Annotated in this window: 13 protein-coding genes; 7 read left to right on the top strand and 6 right to left on the bottom strand. The window is 65.5% G+C overall.

The window, feature by feature from the left end:
• Positions 1 to 402 precede the first annotated feature (402 nt).
• From recC to recD, 3 genes are read left to right on the top strand one after another with little or no spacing between them, the layout of a single operon-like run.
• On the top strand, positions 403 to 4,032 hold the full coding sequence (gene recC, locus ACE3OK_RS00065; protein WP_374247471.1) for an exodeoxyribonuclease V subunit gamma: 3,630 nt from the start codon (positions 403 to 405) through the stop codon (positions 4,030 to 4,032).
• Entirely contained in the window at positions 4,029 to 7,646 is a 3,618-nt protein-coding gene (locus tag ACE3OK_RS00060; RefSeq protein WP_374247470.1) for a UvrD-helicase domain-containing protein, read from the top strand. Before recC ends, ACE3OK_RS00060 begins: the two co-directional genes overlap by 4 nt.
• A complete protein-coding gene (gene recD, locus ACE3OK_RS00055) occupies positions 7,643 to 9,529 on the top strand; it encodes an exodeoxyribonuclease V subunit alpha (RefSeq protein WP_374247469.1) in 1,887 nt (628 codons plus the stop codon). The genes ACE3OK_RS00060 and recD overlap by 4 nt, the downstream gene beginning before the upstream one ends.
• A 90-nt stretch (positions 9,530 to 9,619) precedes the next feature.
• Here recD and ACE3OK_RS00050 read toward each other — a convergent pair whose 3' ends face one another.
• From ACE3OK_RS00050 to queG, 6 genes are all read right to left on the bottom strand, one after another.
• On the bottom strand, positions 9,620 to 11,869 hold the full coding sequence (locus ACE3OK_RS00050; protein WP_374247468.1) for a nitric-oxide reductase large subunit: 2,250 nt from the start codon (positions 11,867 to 11,869) through the stop codon (positions 9,620 to 9,622).
• A 128-nt stretch (positions 11,870 to 11,997) separates the two neighbouring features.
• Complete coding sequence (locus tag ACE3OK_RS00045) at positions 11,998 to 12,750, bottom strand: helix-turn-helix domain-containing protein (protein WP_374247467.1); 753 nt, start codon at positions 12,748 to 12,750, stop codon at positions 11,998 to 12,000.
• A gap of 36 nt (positions 12,751 to 12,786) precedes the next feature.
• Positions 12,787 to 14,187 carry an oxygen-independent coproporphyrinogen III oxidase gene (gene hemN / locus ACE3OK_RS00040; protein WP_374247466.1) on the bottom strand — a complete coding sequence of 467 codons (1,401 nt, stop codon included), beginning with the start codon at positions 14,185 to 14,187 and terminating at the stop codon, positions 12,787 to 12,789.
• Positions 14,188 to 14,249: 62 nt separating this feature from the next.
• Positions 14,250 to 14,903 (bottom strand): thiopurine S-methyltransferase, encoded by a 654-nt coding sequence (locus ACE3OK_RS00035; RefSeq protein ID WP_374247465.1) that lies wholly within the window; start codon positions 14,901 to 14,903, stop codon positions 14,250 to 14,252.
• A 28-nt stretch (positions 14,904 to 14,931) separates the two neighbouring features.
• Positions 14,932 to 17,181: a DNA topoisomerase IV subunit A gene (parC, locus tag ACE3OK_RS00030; RefSeq protein ID WP_374247464.1), complete on the bottom strand. Its 2,250-nt coding sequence runs from the start codon at positions 17,179 to 17,181 to the stop codon at positions 14,932 to 14,934.
• A gap of 44 nt (positions 17,182 to 17,225) precedes the next feature.
• The gene (queG, locus tag ACE3OK_RS00025) at positions 17,226 to 18,281 is read right to left on the bottom strand and encodes a tRNA epoxyqueuosine(34) reductase QueG (protein WP_374247463.1); all 1,056 of its coding nucleotides are present in this window, start codon (positions 18,279 to 18,281) and stop codon (positions 17,226 to 17,228) included.
• 37 nt (positions 18,282 to 18,318) lie between these two features.
• Here queG and ACE3OK_RS00020 point away from each other — a divergent pair, with 37 nt between their 5' ends.
• The 4 genes from ACE3OK_RS00020 (at position 18,319) to ACE3OK_RS00005 (ending at position 25,772) form a co-directional block, all read left to right on the top strand.
• Positions 18,319 to 19,800: an NAD(P)H-hydrate dehydratase gene (locus tag ACE3OK_RS00020; protein WP_374247462.1), complete on the top strand. Its 1,482-nt coding sequence runs from the start codon at positions 18,319 to 18,321 to the stop codon at positions 19,798 to 19,800.
• 240 nt (positions 19,801 to 20,040) lie between these two features.
• Entirely contained in the window at positions 20,041 to 24,540 is a 4,500-nt protein-coding gene (locus tag ACE3OK_RS00015) for an RHS repeat-associated core domain-containing protein (protein ID WP_374247461.1), read from the top strand.
• Positions 24,537 to 24,791 (top strand): hypothetical protein, encoded by a 255-nt coding sequence (locus ACE3OK_RS00010; RefSeq protein WP_374247460.1) that lies wholly within the window; start codon positions 24,537 to 24,539, stop codon positions 24,789 to 24,791. Before ACE3OK_RS00015 ends, ACE3OK_RS00010 begins: the two co-directional genes overlap by 4 nt.
• Positions 24,792 to 25,112: 321 nt before the next feature.
• Positions 25,113 to 25,772 (top strand): hypothetical protein, encoded by a 660-nt coding sequence (locus tag ACE3OK_RS00005; protein ID WP_374247459.1) that lies wholly within the window; start codon positions 25,113 to 25,115, stop codon positions 25,770 to 25,772.
• Positions 25,773 to 25,997 lie beyond the last annotated feature (225 nt).

Raw genomic sequence — 25,997 nt, 5'->3', positions numbered from 1 at the left:
ATTGGCCCTTTTGCTTTTGGGGCGATTGCGGCATTCCGCGCCATGTCCGTGCCAAGCGCTCAAGCGGGACATGCCGCTTTGGTGGAAAGCGCTCATGGGAATGGGGGCGAAAGGCGTGGCGGTCTCGGTTCCCGGTTTTGCAGGCCAACAGTCGCGGACGCGTGCCAGTTGACCGATTCTTCGCACAGACCCAGCCAGAGCACGTGATTCGGGGACAATACCCGGGACTTGGCGTTGCCCCGTCATTGGCGGGGGCACGAGCGCGTGTACTGCGTGATCGAAACCAAAGATGGCTTCTTCGCCGAAGTGTTGCGGCTTCCCGAAGCGGGCAGAATGGGCCGAGTCGCGGTCCCTGAGACGCGGATGTCGTCAAATGGAGTTGCCGAGCCTGGGAGTCATCGTTTGAACAGTCCTGAAATCGACAGCGGCCTCACCCTGCTTCGTGCCAGCCGGCTGGAGGCATTGCTGGGGCCTCTGGAAACGCTGCTTGCGCAAACCCGCCCGGAGCATCCGCTGGCACCGCAGACGGTCATCGCTGCCCACCCGGGCATGAAGCAATGGCTTGCCGGCGCACTGGCGCGGCAGGTCGGGGCGGGGCGGATCGTCGGCAATCTGGACGTGCAGCTGCCCAGCGCCTGGTTGGACGGGCTGTCGGCAGCGATGCTGGGCGAGCGCGCGGTGGCGTTGCCCAAGTACCGACGCGGCCATCTGCGCTGGACGTTGCACGCGATGCTGGGTGAGCCGGCACGCCACGGCATTCGGGATTCCCGGGTGCTGGCCTATCTTGAGTCTTCGACAGGTGGGGACGAACGCGCGTTGCGGCGTTTCCAGCTGGCCGACCGGCTGGCGCGGGTGTTCTCGCAGTACCTCGTGTATCGCGGCGATTGGTTGGCGGCTTGGGAAGCCGGCACGTGCGTTTACGCCACTTCCGGGCGCAGCGATCCTGCGCTGCAGGCGCTGGAGTCGGAGTGCCTGGCGCCCCTGTGGCAGTCGGCGGCGGCCGCGCTGGGGGATCATCGTGGCCGCCTGGTGAAGGCGTTGATCGCGGCGTTGGAAACGGATGCAGGTCGCTTGCCGCCGCTGCACGTGGTCGGGGTGTCGCATCTGCCGCCGGCCGAATTGTCGGTGCTGAAGGCGTATGCGCATCGCGCGCCGGTGTTCCTGTATGTGCCCGATCCCTGCCGGGAGTACTGGGGCGGGTTGCACAAAGCCCATCATGGCCAGCCCGACGTGGCCAGCTGGCACGGCTTCCGTGAAGCAGAAACAGCGCGGCTGGAAGACCCGCAAGCGCTCGACTGGCGTGCGCAGGGGCATCCGCTGCTGGCGCGCTGGGGGCGCATGGGCCAGCACTTCTTCGCAACGCTGGTGGATGGCGAGCTGCGCGAGGACATCCGCCACTGGCAGGACGAAGCCCCGTCCGCGCCAATCGATCGCCTTGGACGCCTGCAGGAAAGCATCCGCCAGCTGGATCCGGCACTGCTGCGCGAGGACGTCGCTGCGCCCGATGCGACATCTGATGCCAGCCTGCGCATCCATGCCTGCCACACCCGGCAGCGTGAGCTGGAAGTGCTGCGTGATGCGCTGCTCGATGCAATTGAAAGCGAGGCGGTACGCGCCGGCGACATCGTGGTGATGGCACCGGACATCCAAGCCTACGTGCCACTGATTCCGGCGGTATTCGGCGAGCCGGGTTCCGCATGCGAACGCCTGCTGCCCTACCACCTGGCCGATGTGCCGGTGGGGCGCAGCCATCCGTTGTTCACCGTGTTCGAAACCCTGCTGGGGCTGGGGGCATCCCGCATCACCGCACCGGAAGTGGTGGACTTGCTGGGCGTTGCAGAGGTGCGCGCTGCACTGGGGCTGGATGCCGGCGATGCCGACACGCTGCTCGAATGGCTGCGCAACAGCCGCGTGGCGTGGGCGCTGGATGGCGCGCACAAGCAGGCGTTGTCGCTGCCGCCGCGCGCCGAGCACAGCTTCGCCTGGGCCATGGACCGCATGTTGGCCGGCTACCTGATGGCCGACGTGCCGGGCGACACGGATCCGCAGGCGTTGACACTTCCGGATGGCACACAGCTGCTGCCGCTGGCGGGCATCGAAGGCCCGTCCGCCGCCGCGCTGGGCAGCCTGGATCGCCTGCTGTGCGAGCTGCAGGCGTGGCGCGAACTTGCCGATGACGAACGACCGGCCAGCCAATGGGCAGAGATGTTGCGCGCGCGGGTGGATGCCTTGTTGCGCATCGATCGCACCGATGCCGATGCGCGTGCCGCGCTGTCGCTGGTGCATCGCGCGATCGCCAACATCGCCGTCGAACCCGCGCGCAACGGCGAAGACCCGTTGCTGCGCCTGCCGGTGGTACGCGAGCTGCTGCAGGATGCGCTGGCTGCCGCGCCGGAGCGCCAACGCTTCTTGATGGGTGGCATCACGTTCTGCGGCATGGTGCCGCAGCGTGCGATCCCGTTCGAGGTGGTGTGTGTGCTGGGTTTGGACGAGGGCGCGTTCCCGCGCCGCCCGTCAGACGGCGGCATCGACCTGATGGCGGGCATCCGCCGCGTCGGCGACCGCGACGTGCCCAGCGACGACCGCTACCTGTTCCTGGAGACCGTGATGTCCGCGCGCAAGCGCCTGCACCTGTCGTACATCGGACAGGGTGTGCGCGACGGCAAGCACCGCAACCCTGCCGCGCCATTGGCGGAATTGATGGCGGAACTCGAGACGCAGTGCGGCATCGCGCCGGATGACGACAAGGCACTGCGGCCGTGGCGGGTGTGGCATCCGCTGCAGCCGTTCGACGGGCGTTATTTCGATGGCAAGCACCCGGCGCTGTTCTCGTACTCGCGCGCATTCGCCGGCATGCGCGGCGAGGGGCGGGCGCGCATGCGCAGCCTGCGCGACGGCGAGCTTCCCGCGCCTGAGCCGCTGCCGGATCCGCTGCCGCTGGCCACGCTGGAAGGCTTCTTCAGGGACCCGGCGAAGGCGCTGCTGAAGGAGCATCTGCAACTGTCGCTGGATGCACTGGACGATGATGTGCGGCTGCCGGAAGACGAGCCGATGGATGGAATTTCGCGGCTGCATGCGGTGGCGCGCAAAGTGTTTTTGCAGCACGTGCTGCCGCAGAAGTGCCGGGACCCCGAGTGGGTGTGGGATCGGCAGCCGCCCGACTGGGCGCGCCACGGCGGGTTGTTGCCACTGGGGGATGCCGGGGGCGAGGCTTGGGCGAAAGAAGCGGATGCGGTGGAGGCGCTGTGCAGCCAGGCCGATGCCAGCGGACGCTTCGACATGCGCGGCCAGCAGGGCGGGCTGGCGCTACGGGTGGACGTGCCGCTGGTCCAACCGGGGGATGCGGGTGTCGAGGCGGGCGTGCCGCAGCGCATGACCGGCCTGCTGCGCAATGTGTTCCCGCTGCACGGGGCGGAGGACGGGGTGCAGGTGGTCTTTGCGTTCCCGAACCCGGCGGACGAAAAGAAGCATCTCAAGGAACCCGAGGGGCTCGATTTCAAGGATCGCGTTCCCGCCTTCGTGCACTGGGCGCTGCTGCGCCTGCAGCGTGCCGATGCCGAGGTGCCGGCACCAGTGCGCTTGACCGTGCTGGCCGACGGCGAGCCAGACATCGCAGTGCAAATCAACGACTGGGATGCGACGTTCTGCACCGCCGATGTCGCGATGCGCATTGCCATGGCGGCCGACCTGCGGCGCAGGCTGCGCAGGCTGGCCGCGCTGCTGCACATGGGGCGCGATGGCGTGTCCTGGTTTCATCCCCGGTCGGCGTGGGCGGCGCTGCAAAAGGAGCCGCAGGCCGATAGCGCCAAGGCGGTGCGTGACGCATGGGTCAAGACGCATGATGGCGGCGTCGGCGAGCGCGACTACGCCCCCGGCTACGCGCAGTTGCTGGAAGGCGATTTGATTTTCGGCGATCCCGACACCGATCCGGACAGCCGCGCCCTGCACGCGTTGCTGCAGGATGCCCGGCAGATCAATGCCTTGATCCAACTTGGTGGTGACGCACCCGCTGCCGGCAAGGAGGCCGCATGAACATGCACGGGAATTGGACGACGCTGCCGTTGAACGGGGCCGGCCGCAGCCTGATCGAAGCCAGCGCCGGCACCGGCAAGACCTGGACAATTGCCGTTTTGTATCTTCGCCTGCTGCTGGAAGAAAAATTTTCGCCGCGGCAGATCATCGTCAGCACCTTCACCAACGCCGCCGCTGCCGAACTGGGCGAGCGCCTGCGTGGCAAGGTGCTGTGGGCATTGGCCGAGGCTGCACAGTACCGGGATGGCATTGCCGGCGAAGAGGGCAAGCATTCGGATCGCGACTGGATCCGCAACCGCTGGCGTGAAGACAGCGCCGTGCTGGAGTCCGACGTCCAGCGCTTGCAAGCAGCACTGTCCGAATTCGACGCTGCACCGATCTCGACCCTGCACGCGCTGTGCGCGCGCATCCTCGCCGACCATCCGTTCGCAGCCGGCGCGCTGTTCCGCGCTGGCGAGATGATCGACGGCAAGGCGCTGGAAGCGGCGTTGGTGGCCGATCTGTGGCGGGTGATCGCGCAGGGCGAGGCGTCGGACGAACTTGTCCAGCTGGCGCGTGCGGCCGACATCGACCGCAACACGCTGAAGAAATACGTGCCGGTGTTGTTGCAGGCGAATGTGGAGGTGGGTCCACACGACGGGGCGGTCGACTTGCGGGCAGCCATGAGGGGGCTTGCGTTCCTCGATGATTTCGACGCGTGGGCCGCGCAGGTAAATGCGGTTGTACAGGCATGCACGACTGCAAATTCACGTCTGCGTCGGGCCTGGCCGGCCCTCGTGGACGCACTTTCCGCGCCCGTGACCAACATCGCTGAATTTTCCCAGTATCTCGGTGATTACGCCGGGGTTGGAGAAATGAAAGGCATCAACAAGGCGGGAAAGGATCGGCCGGAGGTCATTGCGCTGGTTGAGCAGACACTGCGGATATCGAGCGTGCTGGAGACGTTTGCGTCTCGGTTCGACCTGGGCAGCAGCATCCCCCTGCGCCAATTCCTCTCCGCCGCCCAGACGTGGTGCCGTGCCGCCATGCAGGCGCGTCTGGAGGCAGCCAATCAATCCACCTTCGATCAGTTGCTGCTGAAGGTGCGCGCGGCGCTGCAGCAGCGCGACGGGCAGCGGGCGTTGGCCGATGCGCTGTTCACGGCGTGGCCGGTGGCGCTGGTGGACGAGTTCCAGGACACCGACCCGGTGCAGTTCGGCATCCTCGATGCGATCTATACCGATGACGATAATGCGCCGCGTGGGCGGCTGGTGATGATCGGCGACCCCAAGCAGGCGATCTATCGCTTCCGTGGTGGCGACGTGCAAGCGTACGAGCGCGCCAAGGCCGCCGTGCCGGAAACCGACCGCTTGACGCTGGGCACCAACCATCGTTCCAGCCGCGGTTATGTCGCGGCGATCAATCAGTTCTACGAAGCCACCGGCACCAGGCTGGGCCCTGCGGCATCGCAGACCCGCATCGCCTATGAAACCGTGCAGGCCAGCGGTCGTCGGGATGGCCAGCCGCTGCGTTGTGCGATCGATGGCAGCCCCATTGCGCGGCCCCTGGTCTTGCATCGCATCGCGCCCGATGATGACTCCCCCGACCTCGAAGCGCATGCGCTGCGAACCTGTGCAGGACAGATCGTGCAGGCGCTGTCCGCGGAGGGCTATTGCATCGGGGATGCGCCTCTCCAGCCCGGTGACATCGCCGTGCTGCTGCCCGGGCATGCGCAGATCGCCAAGCTGGCAGCGATGCTGAAATCGCGCGGGGTGCCTTGCGTGGTGGCTTCGCAAAAGAGCGTGTTCGAAACCGATGTCGCGCGCGATTTGCGGCTGTTGCTGCACGCGGCGCTGCATCCGGATGATCCGCGCACGCTGCGCGCCGCGCTGGCGACCCGTCTCTGCGGCATCGGTCTGGGAGCGTTGCAGGCGCTGCGGCATGATCCGGCGGCATGGGACGCCCATGCCAGGCGCTTTCACGAGCTGCGCGCCCTGCTGGAGCGGGGCGGCCCGTTGGCGCTGGTGGCCACCCTGTTGGAACAACATGCCGCGCGCTTGCTGGACACCGTGGAAGGCGAGCGCATGCTCACCGACCTGCGCCATCTGGGCGAGCTGCTGCAGGAGGCATGGGTGGACTGCGGCAGCGGCGAGCGGCTGCTGGCCTGGTTGGCCGACCAGATGGCCGACGGTGCCGAAGGCAGCGACGCCGCCGATGCACGCGCGCTGCGGCTGGAATCGGACGCGGCGCGGGTCAAGCTGATGACGCTGCATGCCAGCAAGGGGCTGGAATTCGGCGTGGTGTTCCTGCCGCTGATGTGGAAGCACGGCCCCATCAACAAGGGCGCGCGCCTGCTTGTGTCCGAGGATGGTGCTTCGAAATGCCTGGTGGAAGGCCCGGCCAGGGAGCTCGTCAAGCAGCAGGAATACGAGGAGCGCTTCCGCATCCTGTATGTGGCTCTGACCCGGGCGATCCATGCCTGTCATGTCTTCATTCTCTCGCCGGACGTGTTGGCCCGGCAGCGTGCAGGAGACGTGGCTCTCAACGCGCTGAATTTTTCCAACTTCCACTCAAACACCGATGCCAGCTGCATCGACGTGATCGAAGGCTGGAACACCCATCCCGACGCCACTTGGCGCAATGAAGCCGGTACGGACACCACGCGCAACGCGCGCGCGCTGCCTGCCGCGCCCGCCGGCCCGCTGCCGATGCGGCACAGCTTCACCACGCTCAGTGGTGGCGGTCGCCATCGCGTGACGGAGGAGGATGGTGCGGCGGAAGACGAGGTGTTGATCGAACAGGTCGCTGCGCAGGATGTGGAGCCAGTCCCGACAGCGCTCTTGCAGGACACACCGGCGACCTTCCACAGCCAACTCGATGCGCTGGCGGCAGTTGCCGGCGCGGACTTCGGCAACGCGGTGCATACCCTGTTCGAGCACCGCGTCCCCGGCCGGCCATTCGCCCCGGATGCGGTGCTGGCGGCGCTGCGCGAACACGGCGTGCGCCCACGCGAAGGCGACATCGACGCACTGGCCGCACCGCTGGCGCACCGCCTGCAGGCGGTGCTGGACACCCCATTGGGCAGCGCAACCGGCCCGCGACTGGCCGATCTGGCGGCGGCCGACATGCGCGCCGAGCTGGAGTTCAACTACCTGCTCGACGGTGCTTCGCTGCGTGCGCTGCGCAACGCCTGCGAGGTGCATGGCGAGGCCGGGCTGGTGCCGATGCGCGAGCAAACACTGGCCGGGTTGATGAACGGCAAGATCGATCTGGTGTTCGCCCACGGCGGGCGTTTCCACGTGCTCGACTACAAGGGCAACCAGCTGGCCAGCGGGTTCCGCAGTTGCCTGCAGGACTACGCTCCGGCGGCGCTGGAGCACACGATGCTGGCCACGGGTTATCGCTTCCAGGCGTTGCTCTACACCATCGCGGTGGAGCGTTATCTGCGTGAACGCCTGGGGGGGCGCTACCGTCGCGCCGAACATCTCGGCGACTGCTGGTACCTGTTCATCCGCGCCGTCGGCCTGCAGTTGCCGGATGGCACGCCCTGCGGTGTCTGGCACCACCGTTTTCGCGATGACCTGCTCGACGCCGTGCAAGGCGTGCTGGGCCTGAATCTGTGGGAGGCCGCATGAACGCGCGCATCGCCGGTGAGTGTTTCGGCTTTGCAAGCCGGGCCCCCGTCGCAGGCTTTCCCGAACAGTGGCGCGACATCGACCGTGCGGTCTGGCGCTGGGTGATCGCGCATGGGGGCGATCTTGGCACGGCACATGCGGCGGCGTGGGCCAGCCATGCCGAGGGCCAGGGCCATAGCGCGCTGCCGCTGTCATTGCTGGATGAAGCGGGCAATCCACTGGTGACCGACGCGCAGCGCGCAGCGCTGGCGCGCAGCCCGATGGTGGCCAACAGGATGGCGAACGTGGCAGCGGGTGACGCCGCCGGCGTGCGCCCGTTCGTGCTCGACGGCGACCATCTCTACCTGCTGCGCAACCATCGCGCCGAAGTGGAGGTGGCACACGCGCTGCGCGCCCGCCGCGCTGCCGCTCGCGCGCCGCGCTGCCCGCTCGGCGATGAAGACCTTCGCGCGCTGTTCAACGGCAGCTGGTCGCAGGCCGAGGAACGCCAGCGCGCGGCCGTGCGGCAGGCACCGGGCCGCCGCCTGATGGTGTTGACCGGCGGCCCCGGCACCGGCAAGACCACCACCGTGCTGCGCATGCTGCTGGGGCTGTCGCGCGAGCATCAGGCCGTCACCGGCCGCTTGCCGCAGCTGCGGATTGCCGCACCCACCGGCAAGGCCGCGCAGCGGCTGGCCGAATCCCTGCGCGAAGGCGCGGAGCGCCTGCAGGGGGGGGCGCAGCCGCTGGACCAGGCATGGGCGGCGCACATGGACGCGGTGCTGGCGGCTGATGCCGCCACCGTGCATCGCCTGCTGGGCAGCCGCGGTCGCCACGGTGGCTATGCCTTCCATGCAGGTGAAACGCTGCCAGCCGATATCGTGGTAGTGGACGAAGCCTCGATGCTCGACCTCGGCCTGCTGCGCGCTGTGCTGTCGGCCCTGCGCGAGGATGCGGTGCTGGTGCTGGTGGGTGATGCCGACCAGCTCACCTCGGTGGGCACCGGCTCGGTGATGATGGACGTGGCGCGGGCATTGGAGGCGAGTGGCGATGGCGACATCGTGCGGCTGTCGCACTGCTTCCGTGCCGATGTCGCGCTGGTGCCGATCAACGAAGCCGTGCGCACTGGTGATGCCGCGGCGTTCGACGCCGCGCTCGGTGCTGCGGATGTGCATGCGGTGTCCGACGGCGCGACGTTGCGCCGCCGGCTGTCCGCGTGGACACGCAGGCTGCAGGCAGCGATGGAGGCGGCGGGCATTGCCAGGCCTGTCGCCGCCGATGACGCTGCGGGATTGGTGACGCGGCTGGGGCTGTTGCGCGGCCAACAGCTGCTGTGCGCGCTGCGCGAGGGGCCGTTCGGCGCAATCCAGGCTGCCGGGCAGATTTCCGCACGCCTGCGCGGTTGGGAGGCGCTGGCACCTTGGTCGGGTGGGGCGTGGTATCCCGGCCGCTGCGTGATGGTGACCCGCAACGACCCTGCCGCGCGGCTGTCCAACGGTGATGTCGGTGTGTGCGTGTTGGTGGACAACGGTGACGAACGGCCGTTGCTGCAAGTCGCGTTCGAGCGCGCTCCCGACCCATCGGCGGCCCGTGGTGATGTCGCGGCAGGCGGCGTGCGCCTGCTTGACCCGAACACCCTTCCCCCGCACGAGGACGCTTTCGCGCTGACCGTGCACAAAAGCCAAGGCTCCGAATACCAGCACGTGGCGGTATTGCTGCCCCCCGATCCCCGCTCGCCGCTGCTGGTGCGGCAGATGCTCTACACCGGCCTGTCCAGGGCCAGGTCGTCCCTGGAGCTGTGGGCCGTGCGGGAGGTGGCGGCAAAAGCCCTGTCCACCGCGCTTGCCCGCCACGGCCGGCTGGCGGAGAGGATCCTGACCGATGTTCCGGAGCCGCCTGCGTGAGAGGCGTGCGTGGCCCTGCTCGGCCCGGCCCGGAAAAACGGGGACGGCCGATGGCCGTCCCCGTGGTTGCGACACCTTGCGTGGAGCCGGTCAGTTCGCCGCGATCTTCGGCTTCAGCCACTTGCGGGCGATGAACAGCGCCAGCATCAAGGCACCGGCCGAGAACACCAGGTCGCCCGGCATGCGCATCCACACCAGCATGTGGATGATCGGGCGGCTCATGAACTCGGCGGAGCGTGCGAACCAGTAGCCGTTTTCCAGCGCTGCATTGAGTTGCAGCACGCCCATCGGCAACAGGGTCAGCAACGCCATCAGGCCCAGGCCGATGTTGAGGCTCCAGAACGCGCCGCGCAGCAGGCCGGTCGGCCACTCCACCTGCGGACGCAGGCCACGCAGGCAGAACAGCATCAGGCCGATGCCCAGCATCCCGTACACACCGAACAGGGCGGTGTGGCCATGCAACGGGGTCAGGTTCAGCCCCTGCATGTAGTACAGCGCAATCGGGGTGTTGACCAGGAAGCCGAACAGGCCGGCACCCACCAGGTTCCAGAAGCTGGTGGCCAGGAAGAACATGATCGGCCAACGGTAACGCTCCATCCAGGTGGTGGCGCGGCTGTGGCTCCAGGTTTCGTAGGCTTCCAGCCCGATCAATGCCAGCGGCACCACTTCCAGCGCCGAGAAACTGGCACCCAGGGCCACCGCGGCGGTGGTGGTGCCGGCGAAGTACAGGTGGTGGAACATGCCCAGCACGCCGCCGCTCATGTACACGATGGTGGCGAACAGCACGTTGGTGGTGGCCGACTTGCCGCGGATCAGCCCCAGCTTCACGAACAGGAAGCTGATGACGGCCACCGCGAACACCTCGAAGAAACCTTCCACCCACAGGTGCACCACCCACCAGCGCCAGTATTCGACCACCGACAGGTGGCTCTTTTCACCCCACATCAGGCCGGCACCGTAGAACATGGCGATGGCAATGGTGGACAGGAACAGCAGGCCCACGATCGAGGACATCTCGTCCTTGCGCTTGAGCGCCGGCCACAGCGAACGGCCCATCAGCAGCAGCCACAGCAGCAGGCCGATGAACAGGAACGCCTGCCAGAAGCGGCCCAGGTCCACGTATTCCCAGCCCTGGTGGCCGAACCAGAAGTTGTATTGCAGGCCCATCTTCTGCATCACCGCGAACCATTGGCCGGCGAAGGCGCCCACCACGATGATGAGCAGGCAGACGAACAGGAAGTTGACGCCCGCGCGCTGGAATTTCGGCTCGTGGCCGGAAATCGCCGGGGCGATGTACAAGCCGGTGGCCAGCCACGCGGTGGCGATCCACAGCACTGCAAGTTCCGTATGCCAACTGCGGGTGAGCGCGTAGGGCAGGAACTCCGAGACCTTCACGCCATAGGCTTCCTGGCCTTCCACCTGGAAGTGCGCGGTGGTGGCGCCCATCAGGATCTGGAACAGGAACAATGCCACCACCACCCAGAAATACTTGGCAGTGGCTTTCATCGAGGGAGTGATGACCAGCCCTTGCAGCGGGTCCTGCGTCGGCGGCGTGGGCAGTTCTTCCTTGCCGTGCCAGCCGGCGTAGTGCCATGCCAGCAAGCCGATGCCGCCGATCATGAACAGCAGCGAGAACATCGACCAGATGAAGGTATCGGAGGTCGGTTGGTTGCCGATCAGCGGCTCGTACGGCCAGTTGTTGGTGTAGGTGCGGTTGCTGGCGCCCGGCCGGTCGGTGCCGGCGGCCCATGCGGTCCAGAAGAAGAACGCGGTCATCGCGCGACGGTTGTCGGCATCCGGCACCGTGTTTTCACGCATCGCGTAATCGATGCGCAATTGGTGCGTGGCCGGGTCGTTCGAGAACAGGCTTTCGTAGTGCGCGGCCACCGTGCTGATGGCTTGCGCGCGCTGGTTGCTGACCACGATCTCGTTCTTGGCCGCGTCGTAGGTGTTGTGCCGGATCTGCGGCTTGACGCTGGCCTCGGTCTTGGCCTTTTCCGTCGCATCCATGCTGGCGTAGGACTGGCCGGTGTCGGCGCGCGCCTGCAATTCCAGCATGGCTTCGGTTTCACGGTGCAGCCAGTCGGCCGACCAGTCGGGGGCAACCAGTGCGCCGTGGCCCCAGATGGAGCCGAGTTGCTGGCCGCCGATGCTCTGCCAGACCTCCCGGCCGCGATCGATGTCGGCGCGGGTGTAAAGCACCTGGCCATTGGCGGCGATGACGCGGTCGGGTACCGGCGGGGCGGTGTGGACCAAATCCACGCCCAACCAGAGCATGACCGCGAAGCTGGCGACAAGCAGGGCACTCAGGCCCAGCCATAGCCGTTTCGTAGTGGACATTGCAACTCTCCTCGATGACGAACGCTTGGATGAAACAGCGATGGCATCGTCGGCTTCGACGCCGCATTGCTCCATGACTTGCGTCAACTGCCGGCGTGGTCCCGGGCAGGCACTGCGGGCCGGTGCGCTCAGTCGCGCAGGATGGGGGCGGCCAGGGCTTCGATGCGCGCCGGATCCAGCAATTCCACTTCGCGTCGCTCCACCGCCAGCAACTTGTCGTCCTGCATCCGCCGCAGCACGCGGCTGACGGTTTCCGGGGCCAGCCGCAGGTAATTGGCGATGTCGGTGCGCGCCATGGTCAGCTGGAAACGGGTGGCGGAGAAGCCGCGTGCGGCCAGCCGCCGCGACATCCCCACCAGGAATGCCGCCACCCGCTGGTCGGCGCTCCAGTCGCCGGCCAGCAGGGCGGCGCGGCCGATGTCGCGGCTGAGCAGACGGAACAGTTCACGCTGCACGCCGGGCACTTTCGCCGCCAGCACGGAAATCTTCGGGAACGAGAACTTGCACAGCATCACCGTGTCCAGCGCGATCGCATCGCATGGATAGCGGTGGCCGTCGATGGCGTTCAGGCCGATGACTTCGCCGGGGAAGTGGAAGCCCAGCACGTGTTCGTGGCCGTCGGCATCGGTGACGCAGGTCTTGACGGTGCCGGCACGCACCGCGGCGATGGCTTCGAACGGATCACCTTCGCGGAAGACGTGCTCGCCGGCATGGAACGGGCCGATGTGTTCCACCAGCACGTGCAGCTCGCGCAGTGCGCCCTTGTCCATGCCCTGCGACAAGCAGGCGTGGGAAAACGCGCAGGTCGAGCAGAATTGCAGTTCGTCGCCGTCGTCGGAGAGGACTTGCGGGCTCAGCCGCGGAAACGGCAGGTCACTCATTGTGGCCACCTTGCAACCCGAGGTGGCGGGCACGGCTCAGATCGCGCGGGAGAAGCGCGGCTTGGCATCGGCTGCGGGTGGTGTCAGGTATCGGTCGAAGCACATGGCAATGTTACGCAATAGCAGGCGTCCGTGCGAGGTCACTTCGATGCTGTCGGGCGCAAAGCGCACCAGGTTGTCTTCCTGCAACGGGTGCAGCAATTCCAGTTCGTGGGCGAAGTAGTCTTCGAAGCGGATGCCGTAGCGGCGTTCCAGCGCGGCCACCGGAACCCGGCCCTGGCACATCAGCGATTGGATCAGGTCGGCGCGCAGGGTGTCGTCCTCGCTCATGCGCATGCCGCGGAACACCGCCAGTTTGCCGGTATCGATCGCCACTTCCCAGCTCGGCAGGTCGCGCGGGTTCTGGCTGAAGGTGTTGCCGATGTGGCTGATCGCGGAGACGCCCAGGCCGATCAGGTCGCTGTCGGCATGGGTGGTATAGCCCATGAAGTTGCGATGCAGGCCGCCGCGCGCCTGCGCCTGCGCGAGGTCGTCGTCGGGCAGGGCGAAATGGTCCATGCCGATGTAGACGTAGCCGGCGGCGGTGAGCTTTTCCACCGCCAGTTGCAGCAGCGCCAGCTTGGCTTCGCCATCCAGCAGCAGCGCGCCGTCGATCTGTTTCTGCGGCTTGAACAGGTGCGGCATGTGCGCGTAGCTGTACACCGCCAGCCGGTCCGGGCGAATTTCGGTGACGATGTCCAGGGTCTTGCCGAAGCCTTCCAGGTTCTGCCCCGGCAAGCCATAGATCAGGTCGATGTTGACCGAGCGCAGGCCGGCCTGGCGCGCGGCATCCACCACCGCGCGGGTTTCCTCCACGCTCTGGATGCGGTTGACCGCTTCCTGCACTTTCGGGTCGAAGTCCTGCACGCCCAGGCTGGCGCGGTTGAAGCCGATCTTCGCCAGCTCCGGCAGCCAGCCCGGCTCGCAGAAGCGCGGGTCGATCTCGATGGAGATGTCGCGGTCCTGGCTGTCGGCGAAGTGGAACTGCCGGCGCAAGGTATCGACCACGTCCCCCAGCTGCTGGGGCGTCAGGAAATTGGGGGTGCCGCCGCCGAAATGCAGCTGGATGACTTCGCGGTCGCGGTCGAACAGCGGTGCCATCAGTGCGATTTCGCGGTGCAGCCGCGCCAGATACGCCTCGCCGCGGGCCAGGTCGCGGGTGATGATGCGGTTGCAGCCGCAGTAGAAGCAGGGGCTGAAGCAGAACGGCACGTGCACGTACAGCGACAGCCGACGCGGGATCGGCTCTTCGTTGCTGGCTTGTACCGCCTCGCGCAGTTGCGCTTCGCCGAAGTCCGCATGGAATTGCGGGGCGGTGGGGTACGAGGTGTAGCGCGGGCCGGGGCGGTCGTAACGCCGCAACAGACCGGCATCGAAGGCGATGGTTTGGGATTGCATGGGCGCAGCTTAGGCAGATGGGAGCAAATTCGAATTGATCCTGGTCAACCGCCGGTGCAGGTTCACTGGCGGTGCAGGCGGAACACGGCGGTCTCCAGCCGGCTTGCCCCATTCACGAAACCGGGATGGCCGGCCGGGATCGCCCGGCGTTCCAGCAGATCGACGCTCCACGCATCGGCGTACAGTGCGCGCACTTCGTCCTCCGATACCGAAAACGGCGGGCCGTCGCGGTCTTGCTGCGGATATTCCAGGGTGATCAGCAGGCCCCGGCAGCCACTGGGCAGCCGGGCATGGAGCTCGCCGGCGTAGCGTTGGCGCATGGCCGGCGGCAGCGCGACCAGTGCGGCGCGGTCGTACACGGCGCTGCAGCCGGCCAGCAGGCCGGCGTCCAGGCCGAAGGCGTCGCCGCAGATGATTTCGATGTTGCCGGCAACGTGGTGCCGGCCCAGCGGGCTGTCGTGGATGACGGGCTGCAGGCCGTGTTCGGTGAAGAACTGCTCGACGGCCAGCTGCGACAACTCCACCCCGAGCACCCGGTGCCCCTGCGCCGCCAGCCAGACCATGTCCAACGATTTCCCGCACAGCGGCACGAACACGCGGGTGCCGGCGGGCACGCCCAGCGCTGGCCAGTGTTTCTGCAGCAGCGGGGTGGGGGTGTGCTGATGGAAGCCGATCTGGTTCTGCTGCCAGCGCTGGTGCCAGAAATCAGGGTGCATGCATGTCTCCTCGCCGTCGCGGTAGTGATCAGGTTTCGACGGCCAACCCATCCACCTTCTGCCAGCCGCGCGGCAGCAAGCCGCCGCGTGAGCCGCGGGCGCCGAGGTAAGGGTCGAGTTCGCGGAAGGCCAGGGTCATGGTGCGCGCGCCGGACTGCACCAGCAGCTTGCCACCCTCCGGCACCACCGCGATCGCCACCACCTTTTCGGTGCCGCGCTTGGCCTTCGGGATCTCGATGATCTTGTTGCCTTTGCCCTTGTCCAGCTCGGGCAGCTCGGCCACCGGGAACGCCAGCACGTGGCCGGCGCTGGTCACCGCCACGATGCGGTCGGCCTCGACGCTGGCCACCGCCGCCGGCTGCAGCACGTGGCCGCCTTCGGACAGCGACAGCAGCGCCTTGCCGGCCTTGTTGCGGCTGGTCAGGTTTTCGAAGCGGGTGACGAAGCCGTAGCCGTGGCTGGAGGCGATCACCAGCCGGTCGTCGTTGCCGCCGCTGGCCAGCGCTTCGAACGTGGCACCGGCAGCAGGGGCGAAGCGCCCGGTCAGCGGTTCGCCGTTGCCGCGCGCGCTGGGCAGGGTGTGCACCGACGTCGAATAGCTGCGGCCGGTGGAATCGAGGAAGGCCACCTGCTGGGTGCTGCGCGCACGCACCGCCGCCAGCAGGCGGTCGCCTTCGCGGTAGGACAGTCCGGCGGCGTCGATGTCGTGGCCCTTGGCGGCGCGCACCCAGCCCTTTTCGCTGACCACCACGGTCATCGGTTCGCTGGCCACCAGCTCGGTCTCGTCCAGCGCCTGCGCGGCCTGGCGCGCCACCAACGGGCTGCGGCGGGCGTCGCCGAATTTCTTTGCATCGGCCAGCAGTTCGTCCTTGATCAGCTTCTTCAGCCTGGCCTTGCTGTCCAGCGTGGCCAGCAGTTTTTCGCGCTCGGCGGCCAACTCGTCCTGCTCGCCGCGGATCTTCATTTCCTCCAGCCGCGCCAGCTGCTTCAGCTTGGTGTCGAGGATGTAGTCGGCCTGATCCTCGCTGAGCGAGAAACGGGCCATCAGCACCGCCTTCGGCTCGTCCTCGGTGCGGATGATGCGGATCACTTCATCCAGGTTGAGGAAGGCCACCAGCAAGCCTTCCAGCAAGTGCAGGCGGCGCTCGACTTTTTCCAGCCGGTGCTTCAGGCGACGGGTGACGGTGGTCTGGCGGAACACCAGCCATTCGCCGAGCAGCATCTTCAGGTTCTTCACCTGCGGGCGGCCGTCCAGCCCGATCACGTTCATGTTGACCCGGAAGCTTTTTTCCAGGTCGGTGGTGGCGAACAGGTGGCCCATCAGCTGTTCGGCGTCCACCCGGTTGCTGCGCGGGATCAGCACGATGCGGGTGGGATTGGCGTGGTCGGACTCGTCGCGGATGTCCTCCAGCCACGGCAGCTTCTTGGCCCGCATCTGCGCGGCGATCTGTTCGATCACCTTGCTCGGGCTGACCTGGTGCGGCAGCTCGGTGATGACGATGTTGGCCTGTTCCTTCACGAACACGGCGCGTGCACGCACGCTGCCGGTGCCGGTTTCGTAGAGGTTGAGCAGATCGGAAGGCGCGGTGATGATCTCCGCCGCGGTGGGGTAGTCCGGGCCGCGCACGTGCTCGCACAGGTCGCGGACCGTCGCGTCGGGGTCGTCCAGCAGGCGCACGCAGGCGCTGACGATCTCGTTGAGGTTGTGTGGCGGGACGTCGGTGGCCATGCCCACGGCAATGCCGGTGGTGCCGTTCAGCAGCAGGTGCGGCAGCCGCGCCGGCATCCACGTGGGTTCTTCCAGGGTGCCGTCGAAGTTGGGCGTCCAGTCCACCGTGCCTTGGCCCAGCTCGCCGAGCAGCACTTCGGCGATCGGCGAGAGCTTGGATTCGGTATAGCGCATCGCCGCGAACGACTTCGGGTCGTCGCTGGAGCCGAAGTTGCCCTGGCCCTCGATCAGCGGATAGCGCCACGAGAACGGCTGCGCCATCAGCACCATCGCCTCGTAGCAGGCGGAATCGCCGTGCGGGTGGTACTTGCCGATCACGTCGCCCACGGTGCGGGCGGATTTCTTCGGCTTGGCGGAGGCGTTCAGGCCCAGCTCGCTCATCGCATAGATGATGCGGCGCTGCACCGGCTTGAGGCCGTCGCCGATGAACGGCAGGGCGCGGTCCAGCACCACGTACATCGAGTAGTCGAGGTAGGCGCGCTCGGCGTACTCGCGCAGGGGGATCTGTTCGAAACCGTGGAAGGTGGCGCGGAGGAGATCGTCGGTCATCCGGCCATTCTAAGGCCATCGCGATGGCGGCTGGCGGGTTGCGCTCAGGCCGCGCCGTGGCGGCGCAGCGCCCATTCCACGTGTTCGCGCACGACAGGCGAAGGATGCTGGCGGCGGGTTTCCAGCGCCGCCAACACCTCCGGCGTGGTCGGCGCGTTGCCGAGGGCAATCGCGATGTTGCGCAGCCAGCGCTCGTGGCCGCTGCGGCGGATGGCGCTGCCCTCGCTGCGGCGCAGGAATTCGTCTTCCTCCCACGCGAACAGCTCGGCCAGACTGGCCTTGTCGAGGTCGTTGCGAGCGCGGAAATCCGGCTCGTCGCTGCGCCTGGCGAACTTGTTCCACGGACACACCAGCTGGCAGTCGTCGCAGCCGTAGATGCGGTTGCCCATCAGCGGGCGCAGCTCCTCGTCGATGCTGCCTTCGTGTTCGATGGTGAGGTAGGAAATGCAGCGGCGCGCATCCAGCCGGTATGGCGCGGTGATGGCCTGCGTCGGGCAAATGTCGATGCAGCGGGTGCAACTGCCGCAGTGGGCGGTGGCTGGCGGATCGACCGGCAGCGGGATATCGACAAAGAGTTCCCCGAGGAAAAACCAACTGCCGCCATCCTTGTCGATCAGGCAGGTGTGCTTGCCGATCCAGCCCAGCCCGGCATTGCGCGCCAGCGCGCGTTCCAGCACCGGCGCGGAGTCGGTGAAGGCGCGGTGGCCGAACGGGCCGATCTCGGCCTGCACCACTTCGGCCAGTCTCTGCAGGCGGTTGCGCATCAGCTTGTGGTAGTCGCGGCCCAGCGCGTAGCGGGCAACGTAGGCGCGCTCGTGTTCGCGCAGGTTGGCCCAGGCCGCGTCCGGGTCCTTGCCGTAGTCCAGCCCCACCGAAATCACCCGGATCGTGCCCGGCAGCAGTTCCGCCGGGCGCGCACGCAGCGCGCCGTGGCGCGCCATCCATTCCATCGAGCCGTACAGGCCTTGCTGCAACCAGTCGAGCAGATGGCTTTCGTCCTCGCCCAGGTCGATGTCGGAAATGCCCACCCGCTGGAAACCGGCGGCGTGCGCAAGGGCGCGGATGCGCGCGGCAAGCGCGTTGTAGTCGGGCGTGGACATGGCGCAAATTATAGGTCTGCATACCGGAGTCGTTTCGATGCACAGCCCGTTGCCACTGTTTGCACCCGACGCACTGCGCATGTTGGAAGCACGGGGGGCTGCGCATTGCGGTGGCGATCCCTTCGCCTTGATGGCGCGCGCCGGGCTGGCGGGGTGGCGCTGCCTGCTCAAGCATTGGCCGCAGGCGATGCGGGTCACGGTCGTGTGCGGCCCCGGCAACAACGGGGGCGACGGCTACGTGCTGGCACGGCATGCACGCGAGGCCGGCCGCATCGTGCGGGTGCTGCGGTCGCAGCCGCCAGCCAGTGCATTGGCCCGGCGGGCCTGCGATGCCTTCGTGGCTGCCGGCGGCAGCGTGGACGTGGCGGGCACGGGCATGCCGGAGGCCGATGTCATCGTGGATGCGCTGTTCGGGATCGGTCTTGCGCGGGCGCCCGAATCCGTTGCAGCGGGGTTGATCGCCGCCATCAATGCCCACCCGGCCCCGGTCTTGGCGTTGGATGTCCCCAGCGGCATCGATGCCACCACCGGCAGCGCGCCGGGCATGGCGGTGGTGGCCGATTGCACGCTGCAATTCCTTGCGCGCCATCGCGGCTTGCGCACGGGTGTGGCGCTGGAGCATTGCGGCAAGCTGGAATTGTCGGTGCTGGAGGTGCCTGCGACGGTGCTGGAAGACGCCACGCCCAGTGCCTGGGCCTGGCGTGCCGATGCCCTGCATGGGTTCTTGCCGCTGCGGCCGCGCAATGGCCACAAGGGGAGCAATGGCCACGTGCTGTGCATCGGTGGCGATCACGGCGGCGGCGGTGCGATCGTGCTGGCGGCGCAGGCGGCGTTGCGCTGCGGCGCGGGCCTGGTCAGCGTGGCGACCCGGCGTGAGCATGTGCCGGCACTGCTGGCGCGTTGCCCGGAGGTGATGGCGCATGCGGTGGAGGGCGCGGCGGACCTGCTGCCGCTGCTGGACCGCGCGGACGTGCTTGCACTCGGCCCGGGGCTGGGGCAGGGCGAGTGGGGGCGGGCGTTGTGGCAGGCGGTGATGCGAAGCGGCAAGCCGCGCATTGTCGATGCCGATGCCCTGAACCTGTTGGCTGACGCCGGCAGCCGGTTGCGGGAGGACGACATCATCACCCCGCATCCCGGCGAAGCCGCGCGCCTGCTGGGGGGCGCGGTCACGGATGTGCAGCGCGACCGTTTCGCCGCCGTGGCCGCGCTGCAGGAACGCTTGGCTTGCACGGTGGTACTGAAGGGTGCGGGCAGTCTGGTGCAGGCCGTGGGCGCGGCCCCGGCGGTGATTGCCGCCGGCAACCCGGGCATGGGCACGGGCGGCATGGGGGATGTGCTGACCGGCGTGATCGCCGCCTTGCGCGGGCAGGGCATGGCGGTCGCCGACGCCGCATTGGCGGGGGCCTTGCTGCACGCCGCAGCCGGCGACGCGGCGGCGCTGGATGACGGCGAACGCGGCTTGCTGCCCAGCGATTTGCTGTCATGGTTGCGCCGGCTGGCCAATCCGGTGCGGCGATAGTGGGGCCATGAACTGATGCTTGACCCGCTCCGTCATTCTGCGCGAAGCGAAGCACAGCCGCAGAATCCAGCGGGATGGCTGTTTTTCCGAAACGGCACACTCCCGGCATGCAGTCATGACGTATACGTATTCCAAATTTCACAAACATCGTGCAAGCTTGCGCGCTGCAACAGGTGGCCCGGGGGCATGCGTGCAACGCGCATGGGGCTGAAATCTTTGACTTGAACGCCGAATCCGCGCTTGCGCGGCACTTCTTCGTGGGGAATGTATGGAAACACAATCAATCAAGCGTTTGATTTCGGGGGGGGAGGGGTACTCCTGACCCTTGGTGGTTTGCTGATGACGGGGCAAGCGCAGGCTCTCTCTGTGGGGCCGGACGGTCGTTGTCCAACCAATAGCACCCCTGATCAGAGCCATCCGGGACAGTGTATTTTGAATATGGATAGTGTTCCTGTGACGGGATCCAACCCCACGTCTTACGGTTTTGATTTTCCGTGGTGGCTCTACTACGGCAGGGAATACACACCAGCACCAGTAAACCCCTCAAGCTATCCGTCTGGCCAAGGCGCAGTAAGTGCCGGCACCAAAGCGCAAGCACTACAAAAATCGCCTTGCGATAAAGATGCAAAATCGGGCGGCACCAAAAGTGCAGGCCAAGGCATTCAGGTAACCGGGCGACCGGTCATGATTGCAACCGGCACCAAGTACCTGCCCGAAGTGGACATTGCCCCAATCGGCGGTGGCGTTGCCTTGGGGGTGGGCAGAACCTACACCAAAGGCAATACAAAATATGGAGCTTTTGGGCAGGCGTGGAGCGCCAGCTTTGATTACACCCTGGTATTCGAATACGAAAATTATGTGTGTTGGGCCTGGCTAAGCCGCATTGCGCCGTGCGCACCCAATGGCAAGCCGTTGCTGGTGGTGCATGCGTACAGCCCAAGCGGTTATGCAACGAATTTTCGTTTGGTGAATGGCAGTTGGACATCCGGGAAGGGCGATACCCTTCAGCAGGTGGGTGCTGATTGGGTGGTGAATTATGCCGATGGTGCCCGCCATGTGTTCGACGCAAACGGGCGGCCAAAAACAATCAAGGATGAACGGGGTATCGGGCTGACCTATGCCTATAGCGCAAGTGCTCAGTTGGCCACGATCTCGCACACATCCGGCCGATCCATTGCCTTGACGTGGTCTGGCGACAAGGTCATTGCCATTGTCGCGCCGAATGGCAAGGCCTACAGCTATGGCTACAGCAGTACAGGCTATCTTGCCAGCGTCAGCTATCCGGATAATCTGGGTACGCGCACTTATCACTACGAAGACAACTTCGATGCGGGTGGTTTGACCGGCATTTCAATCAACGGCACGCGCTATTCACGCTACCAGTATCTGGCCGATGGCCGTGCGCAGTGGTCGGGTTTGGAAGGTGGCATCGAGCGCAGCAATTTCGATTATTTTTCCGACCGAACGGTGGTCACCAATGCATTGGGGCAGGCTTCAACCTATCGGCTGGTGGAAATTGATGGTGTCAAGCGCATTTGGCGCGTTGAACGTCCGGTCAGCGGCACCTGCCCATCGGGGATTGTAGATACCCAGTTCGATGCCAACGGCAACGCGGACTATGAGGTTGACGCGCTGGGTGTGAAGACAGATTACAGTTATGACGCCGATAATCGTGTAACTCAAAAAATTACAGGCATTGGTGCGGGGAATGAAACCGACCAGCAGCAAATCACCCAGTACGTCTGGGATGCCGGTTACAGGAATCGTCTGAACCAGATCAATGTCTTCGGCAGCAGCATCGATCAGCCGCTGAATACCACCACCTACAGTTATTACCCGGACGGCGATGCCCGTGCACGGTTGTTGCAATCGGTGACGGTGACCAATCAGGGCGGTGGATCGGTGGGTAGCTTGACCACCAGCTACAGCTACACCCTGCATCCCAATGGCATGGTGGCCAGCATGACCGTGGACGGCCCGCTGCCGGGTGCCGGCGACGCGGTGACGTCCAGCTTTGATACCGCCGGCAACCTGTTGTCGGTCAGCAACAGCCTGGGCCACGCCACTACCTATGCCAATTACAATGCATTGGGGCAGCCGGGCACGGTCACATCGCCCAATGGGGCTGTTGCAAGCTATACCTACAACGCGCGTGGGCAGGTATTGACGGAAACGCGCATGGTCAATGGGGTGGCCCAGACCACCACGACAACGTATGACACTCGCGGCAGGCCCGTGAGTGTAGTGACGCCCGACGGTGAAAATCTTGAAACCAGCTTTGACGCTTACGATCGCGTGACTTCAATCTACAAGGTCAGAACCCTGGAGGACGATGGTGCCTGCCAGTTTGATGATCCCGGATGTGAAACCGGGCGCACCGAAACAGAGCAGCAGATATTCGCGTACAACCTGTTATCCCAGCCCGTCAGTCTTGCGGTGAGCACGCGTTATCGCTCCACGTTGTGGGACCCGATCAAGGGAAAACCCGTTCGGCGTGATTACACCACCGCGCAGCAACGCACCGCATTCGAATACGATGCCGGCGGTTTCCTCAGTGCCCGCAAGGGCGAGCATGGCCAGGTGTTGACCTATACCTACAACGCCAACGGCGACTTGGCCACGGCGAAGGACGCGCTGAACAACACCACCCGCTACACCTACGACCGCCTGCGCCGCGTCAGCAGTACCAGTGATGCCGCCGGCACCACATGGATGACGTATACGCCGCTGGGGCAGGTCGCCTCGGTGCGCGATGCCCGTAATAACACCACCAGCTACAGCTATGACGGCCTGGGCAATCTGTTGAGCCAGGCCAGCCCGGACACCGGTACCACCACGTTCACCTTCAACAGTACCGGGCAACTGGTGCAGAGCCAGCGGGCGGATATGTTGGCTACCGCGTACACCTATGACGCATTGGGCCGCCTGAAAACCCAGGCCGGCGGCGGCCAGACGCGAACGTTGGCCTACGATGCCTGCGCCAATGGCAAGGGCCAGCTGTGCACTGCTGCCAAGACCGGCGGCACGGCCACCACGGCCAGCTTCACCTACACCCCGTGGGGGCAACTGGCGACACGGCAGGACAGCCTGGGCGGTACCACCGACACCACCAGTTACACCTACGACGGCATGGGCCGCTTGACCGGCATTGGCTACCCCAGCGGCATCAGCGCGGGGTATGCCTATGCTGCCGGCAATCTGTCGGCCATCACCGCCACCGTCAACGGTGCCACCACCACGGTGGCCACGCTGGATGGGTATCAGGCCTTCGGCCCGTCGCGGTACATGAGCTACGGCAACGGCCTGTGGCGCAGCCGCAATTTCGATACCGACCGCCGTCTTGCCGGCATCAGCACCAATGGCAGTGCCGGCCCCCTGCAAAGCCTCACCTACGGGTTTGACGCGGCAGACCGCATCACCGCCATCACCAACGGCGTGGATGCGGGGCTCACCCAGCAATACCAGTACGACGGCGCTTCCCGTCTCACCAATGCCACCTTGGCCGGTGGTAACGTGGCCAGCTTCGGGTACGACGCCGTGGGCAATCGCGTGAGTGCAGGCAATACCAGCCCATCCAGCAGCACCGGCTACAGTTATCAGGCCGGCAGCAACCGGTTGTTGCAAACGGTCACGGGCGGGTTGACCCGCAGCTACACCACCAATACCACGGGCGAGATCACCGCGTTCATCAGCGGCGTGGACGTGGCCAACGCGCTGGCCTACGATCCGTTCGGGCGGCTGGCCAGCCACACAAAATCCGGCACCACCACCACCTACACGGTGAATGCACTGGATCAGCGGATGGCCAAATCCAACGCTTCCACCAATAGCCGCTACGTGTACGCCGGCTTCAACCAGCTGCTGGCAGAAAACACCAACGGCCAATGGAGCAGTTACCTCTACAACGGCGGCGAGCCAGTGGCGCTGGTGCGCAACAACCAGATTTACTACCTGCACAACGATCACCTGGGCCGCCCGCAACTGGCCACCAATGCCAGCCAGCAAGTGGTGTGGAAAGCCAGCACCCTGGCATTTGACCGTAGCGTGACGCAGGACAGCATCGGCGGGATCAATCTGGGCTTCCCGGGCCAATACCTCGATACCGAATCGGGCCTGTGGCATAACGGCTATCGTGAATACCTGGCGGATGCGGGACGGTATTTGCAGAGCGACCCGATTGGGCTGGGGGGTGGGGTTAATACTTATGCCTATGTCGGGGGGAATCCAGTAAGCGGCATTGATCAGTTTGGATTAATTTGTATATCTTCAAATGCGTCCAAGATAATAGGAAATGGGGTTGGTGGGGCTTTGCTTGGGCTTGTTCTTGGTAAAGGGGATTGGAGAGGTGCTTTGATAGGTGGTGGTGTTGCAGCTGGCGCGACGTATATACAGCAAAAACTCGGTGAAAGACTTGGATCGAGCGGAAACGCGAATGCTGCTGCTGCATCTATTGTGTCAGCGGCACAGTCTATTATAGAAAGCAAAGGAAATGCTTCTGTTGTAGTGATAAATGCCTTGACGGCAGGCGGACTTGAGAAACTAAGTCAGACAGGGCGAGGCGGTGATTTTGCCTCGACGGTGGTGCAGTTTACTGGTGTAGGGGGGGCTGGGGGCGGCGCGCTAGGACCTTTGGGGGCAATACCCGGCTCTGTGTTTGGTGCTGGCGCAGGTGTGGCGGCGGCTACGACATCGCAGGCCATTCAAGGTGCCAGCGATTGCGGATGTGAGGGGCGAAAGTGAAATTTTCCAGGATGTTGAAAATATTTACTCCGTATTTGTTTCTCGCCGTACTGAGTATCTTTGTGGCGACGCTTGTTTTTAATTTGATCTTCGGGGTGGCGTTATCTTCTGTGTGGCAGCCAGTTGTTTTCATCATCGCCATGTATGTTGGTTTTGTTATCCCAATAAATAAGGTGAACAAAGAGAAAGAGAAAGGAGGCCAAAATTCAGATAAAAACCAAGGACACCCGCATCCTGAACGCCACCACTGACACGGAGTAACGGGGTCCAGGTTCACTTCCTGATCGCCCCATAGACAGAAGCCCCGCTCATCACGGGGCTTCTTCTTTAGCGGCTCGCTTGCTGTTGCAGTACGTGTAGCGGGCTGCGATAAATCGGCCTCCGCGGTGAGATAAATGCCCGCGTAGCGTTTTTACCGCTGGTGTAAGGAAATTGCACAGGGCGAAATGATACCCCGCCGGTCACCGGCCCGACCTGGACAGTGCCGGCCGATCGAAGGCCGGCTCCCAGGTGGCCAGCGACTCGTCCTGCGGGGGGGGGCAGGTCACACGGGCTACCGCTACCAGGGCAAGATGCACGACGAATACTTGGACAAGCTGGTGTGGTACGACTGGGTCGCCGGGCAGTCGTCGCCGACCTCGCTCGACTACGACGAACTGGGCCGCATCCGCGCGCGGCGCGGCGACCACGGCCAGAATGTGCGCTACACCTACGACGGCAACGGCAATGTCGCGACCGTGAAGGACTCGCTGGACAAGATCACCACCCTGGGCTACGACGCCCTGAACCGGCTGGTGCAATCGAAGGATCCCGCCAGCGGCATCACCACCTTCCAGTACGACCGGGGCGATGCGCTGGTACGGGTGGAAGACCCGCGTCACTCGACGACCACCTACGTGTACGACGGACTGGAGCTGCTGCGCACGCAGACCAGCCCGGACACGGGGACGACCACCTTCACCTACAACGCCCAAGGCCAGCAAGTTCTGGTGCAACGGGCGGATGCCTCCACGCTCACGGCCACCTACGACAGCCTGGGCCGCCTGAAGACCGTCACCGGAGATGGCCAGACGCGCACATTGACCTATGACACCTGCACCAACGGCAAGGGGTTGTTATGCAGCGCCGCCATGACCGGCGGCACGGCCACCACGGCCAGCTTCGCCTACACGCCGTGGGGCCAGGTGGCGACGCGGCAGGACGCCCAGGGCGGCATCACCGACATCGAGTAACGGGGTCAGGTTCACTTCCTGATATAAAAGCAGAAGAAAAGTGAAGGCATTAATGCGATGAGAGCATACGAATTAAGAGAACCTGATCCCGTTCTCCGCACCGTCAACGGTGCCACCACCACGGTGGCCACGCTGGATGGGTATCAGGCCTTCGGCCCGTCGCGGTACATGAGCTACGGCAACGGCCTGTGGCGCAGCCGCAATTTCGATACCGACCGCCGTCTT

Origin of the sequence: Thermomonas sp. (assembly GCF_041905325.1) — a bacterium.
GTDB lineage: Bacteria > Pseudomonadota > Gammaproteobacteria > Xanthomonadales > Xanthomonadaceae > Thermomonas.
The sequence above is the reverse complement of the archived record's forward strand: the minus strand, read 5'-3'. Positions and strand labels throughout refer to the sequence as shown.

Coding starts and splice junctions, on each gene's coding strand:
- ACE3OK_RS00060 (WP_374247470.1), top strand. CDS start 4,029: ATGAACATGCACGGGAATTGGACGACGCTGCCGTTGAACGGGGCCGGC.
- recD (WP_374247469.1), top strand. CDS start 7,643: ATGAACGCGCGCATCGCCGGTGAGTGTTTCGGCTTTGCAAGCCGGGCC.
- ACE3OK_RS00050 (WP_374247468.1), bottom strand. CDS start 11,869: ATGTCCACTACGAAACGGCTATGGCTGGGCCTGAGTGCCCTGCTTGTC.
- ACE3OK_RS00045 (WP_374247467.1), bottom strand. CDS start 12,750: ATGAGTGACCTGCCGTTTCCGCGGCTGAGCCCGCAAGTCCTCTCCGAC.
- hemN (WP_374247466.1), bottom strand. CDS start 14,187: ATGCAATCCCAAACCATCGCCTTCGATGCCGGTCTGTTGCGGCGTTAC.
- ACE3OK_RS00035 (WP_374247465.1), bottom strand. CDS start 14,903: ATGCACCCTGATTTCTGGCACCAGCGCTGGCAGCAGAACCAGATCGGC.
- parC (WP_374247464.1), bottom strand. CDS start 17,181: ATGACCGACGATCTCCTCCGCGCCACCTTCCACGGTTTCGAACAGATC.
- queG (WP_374247463.1), bottom strand. CDS start 18,281: ATGTCCACGCCCGACTACAACGCGCTTGCCGCGCGCATCCGCGCCCTT.
- ACE3OK_RS00020 (WP_374247462.1), top strand. CDS start 18,319: ATGCACAGCCCGTTGCCACTGTTTGCACCCGACGCACTGCGCATGTTG.
- ACE3OK_RS00005 (WP_374247459.1), top strand. CDS start 25,113: ATGCACGACGAATACTTGGACAAGCTGGTGTGGTACGACTGGGTCGCC.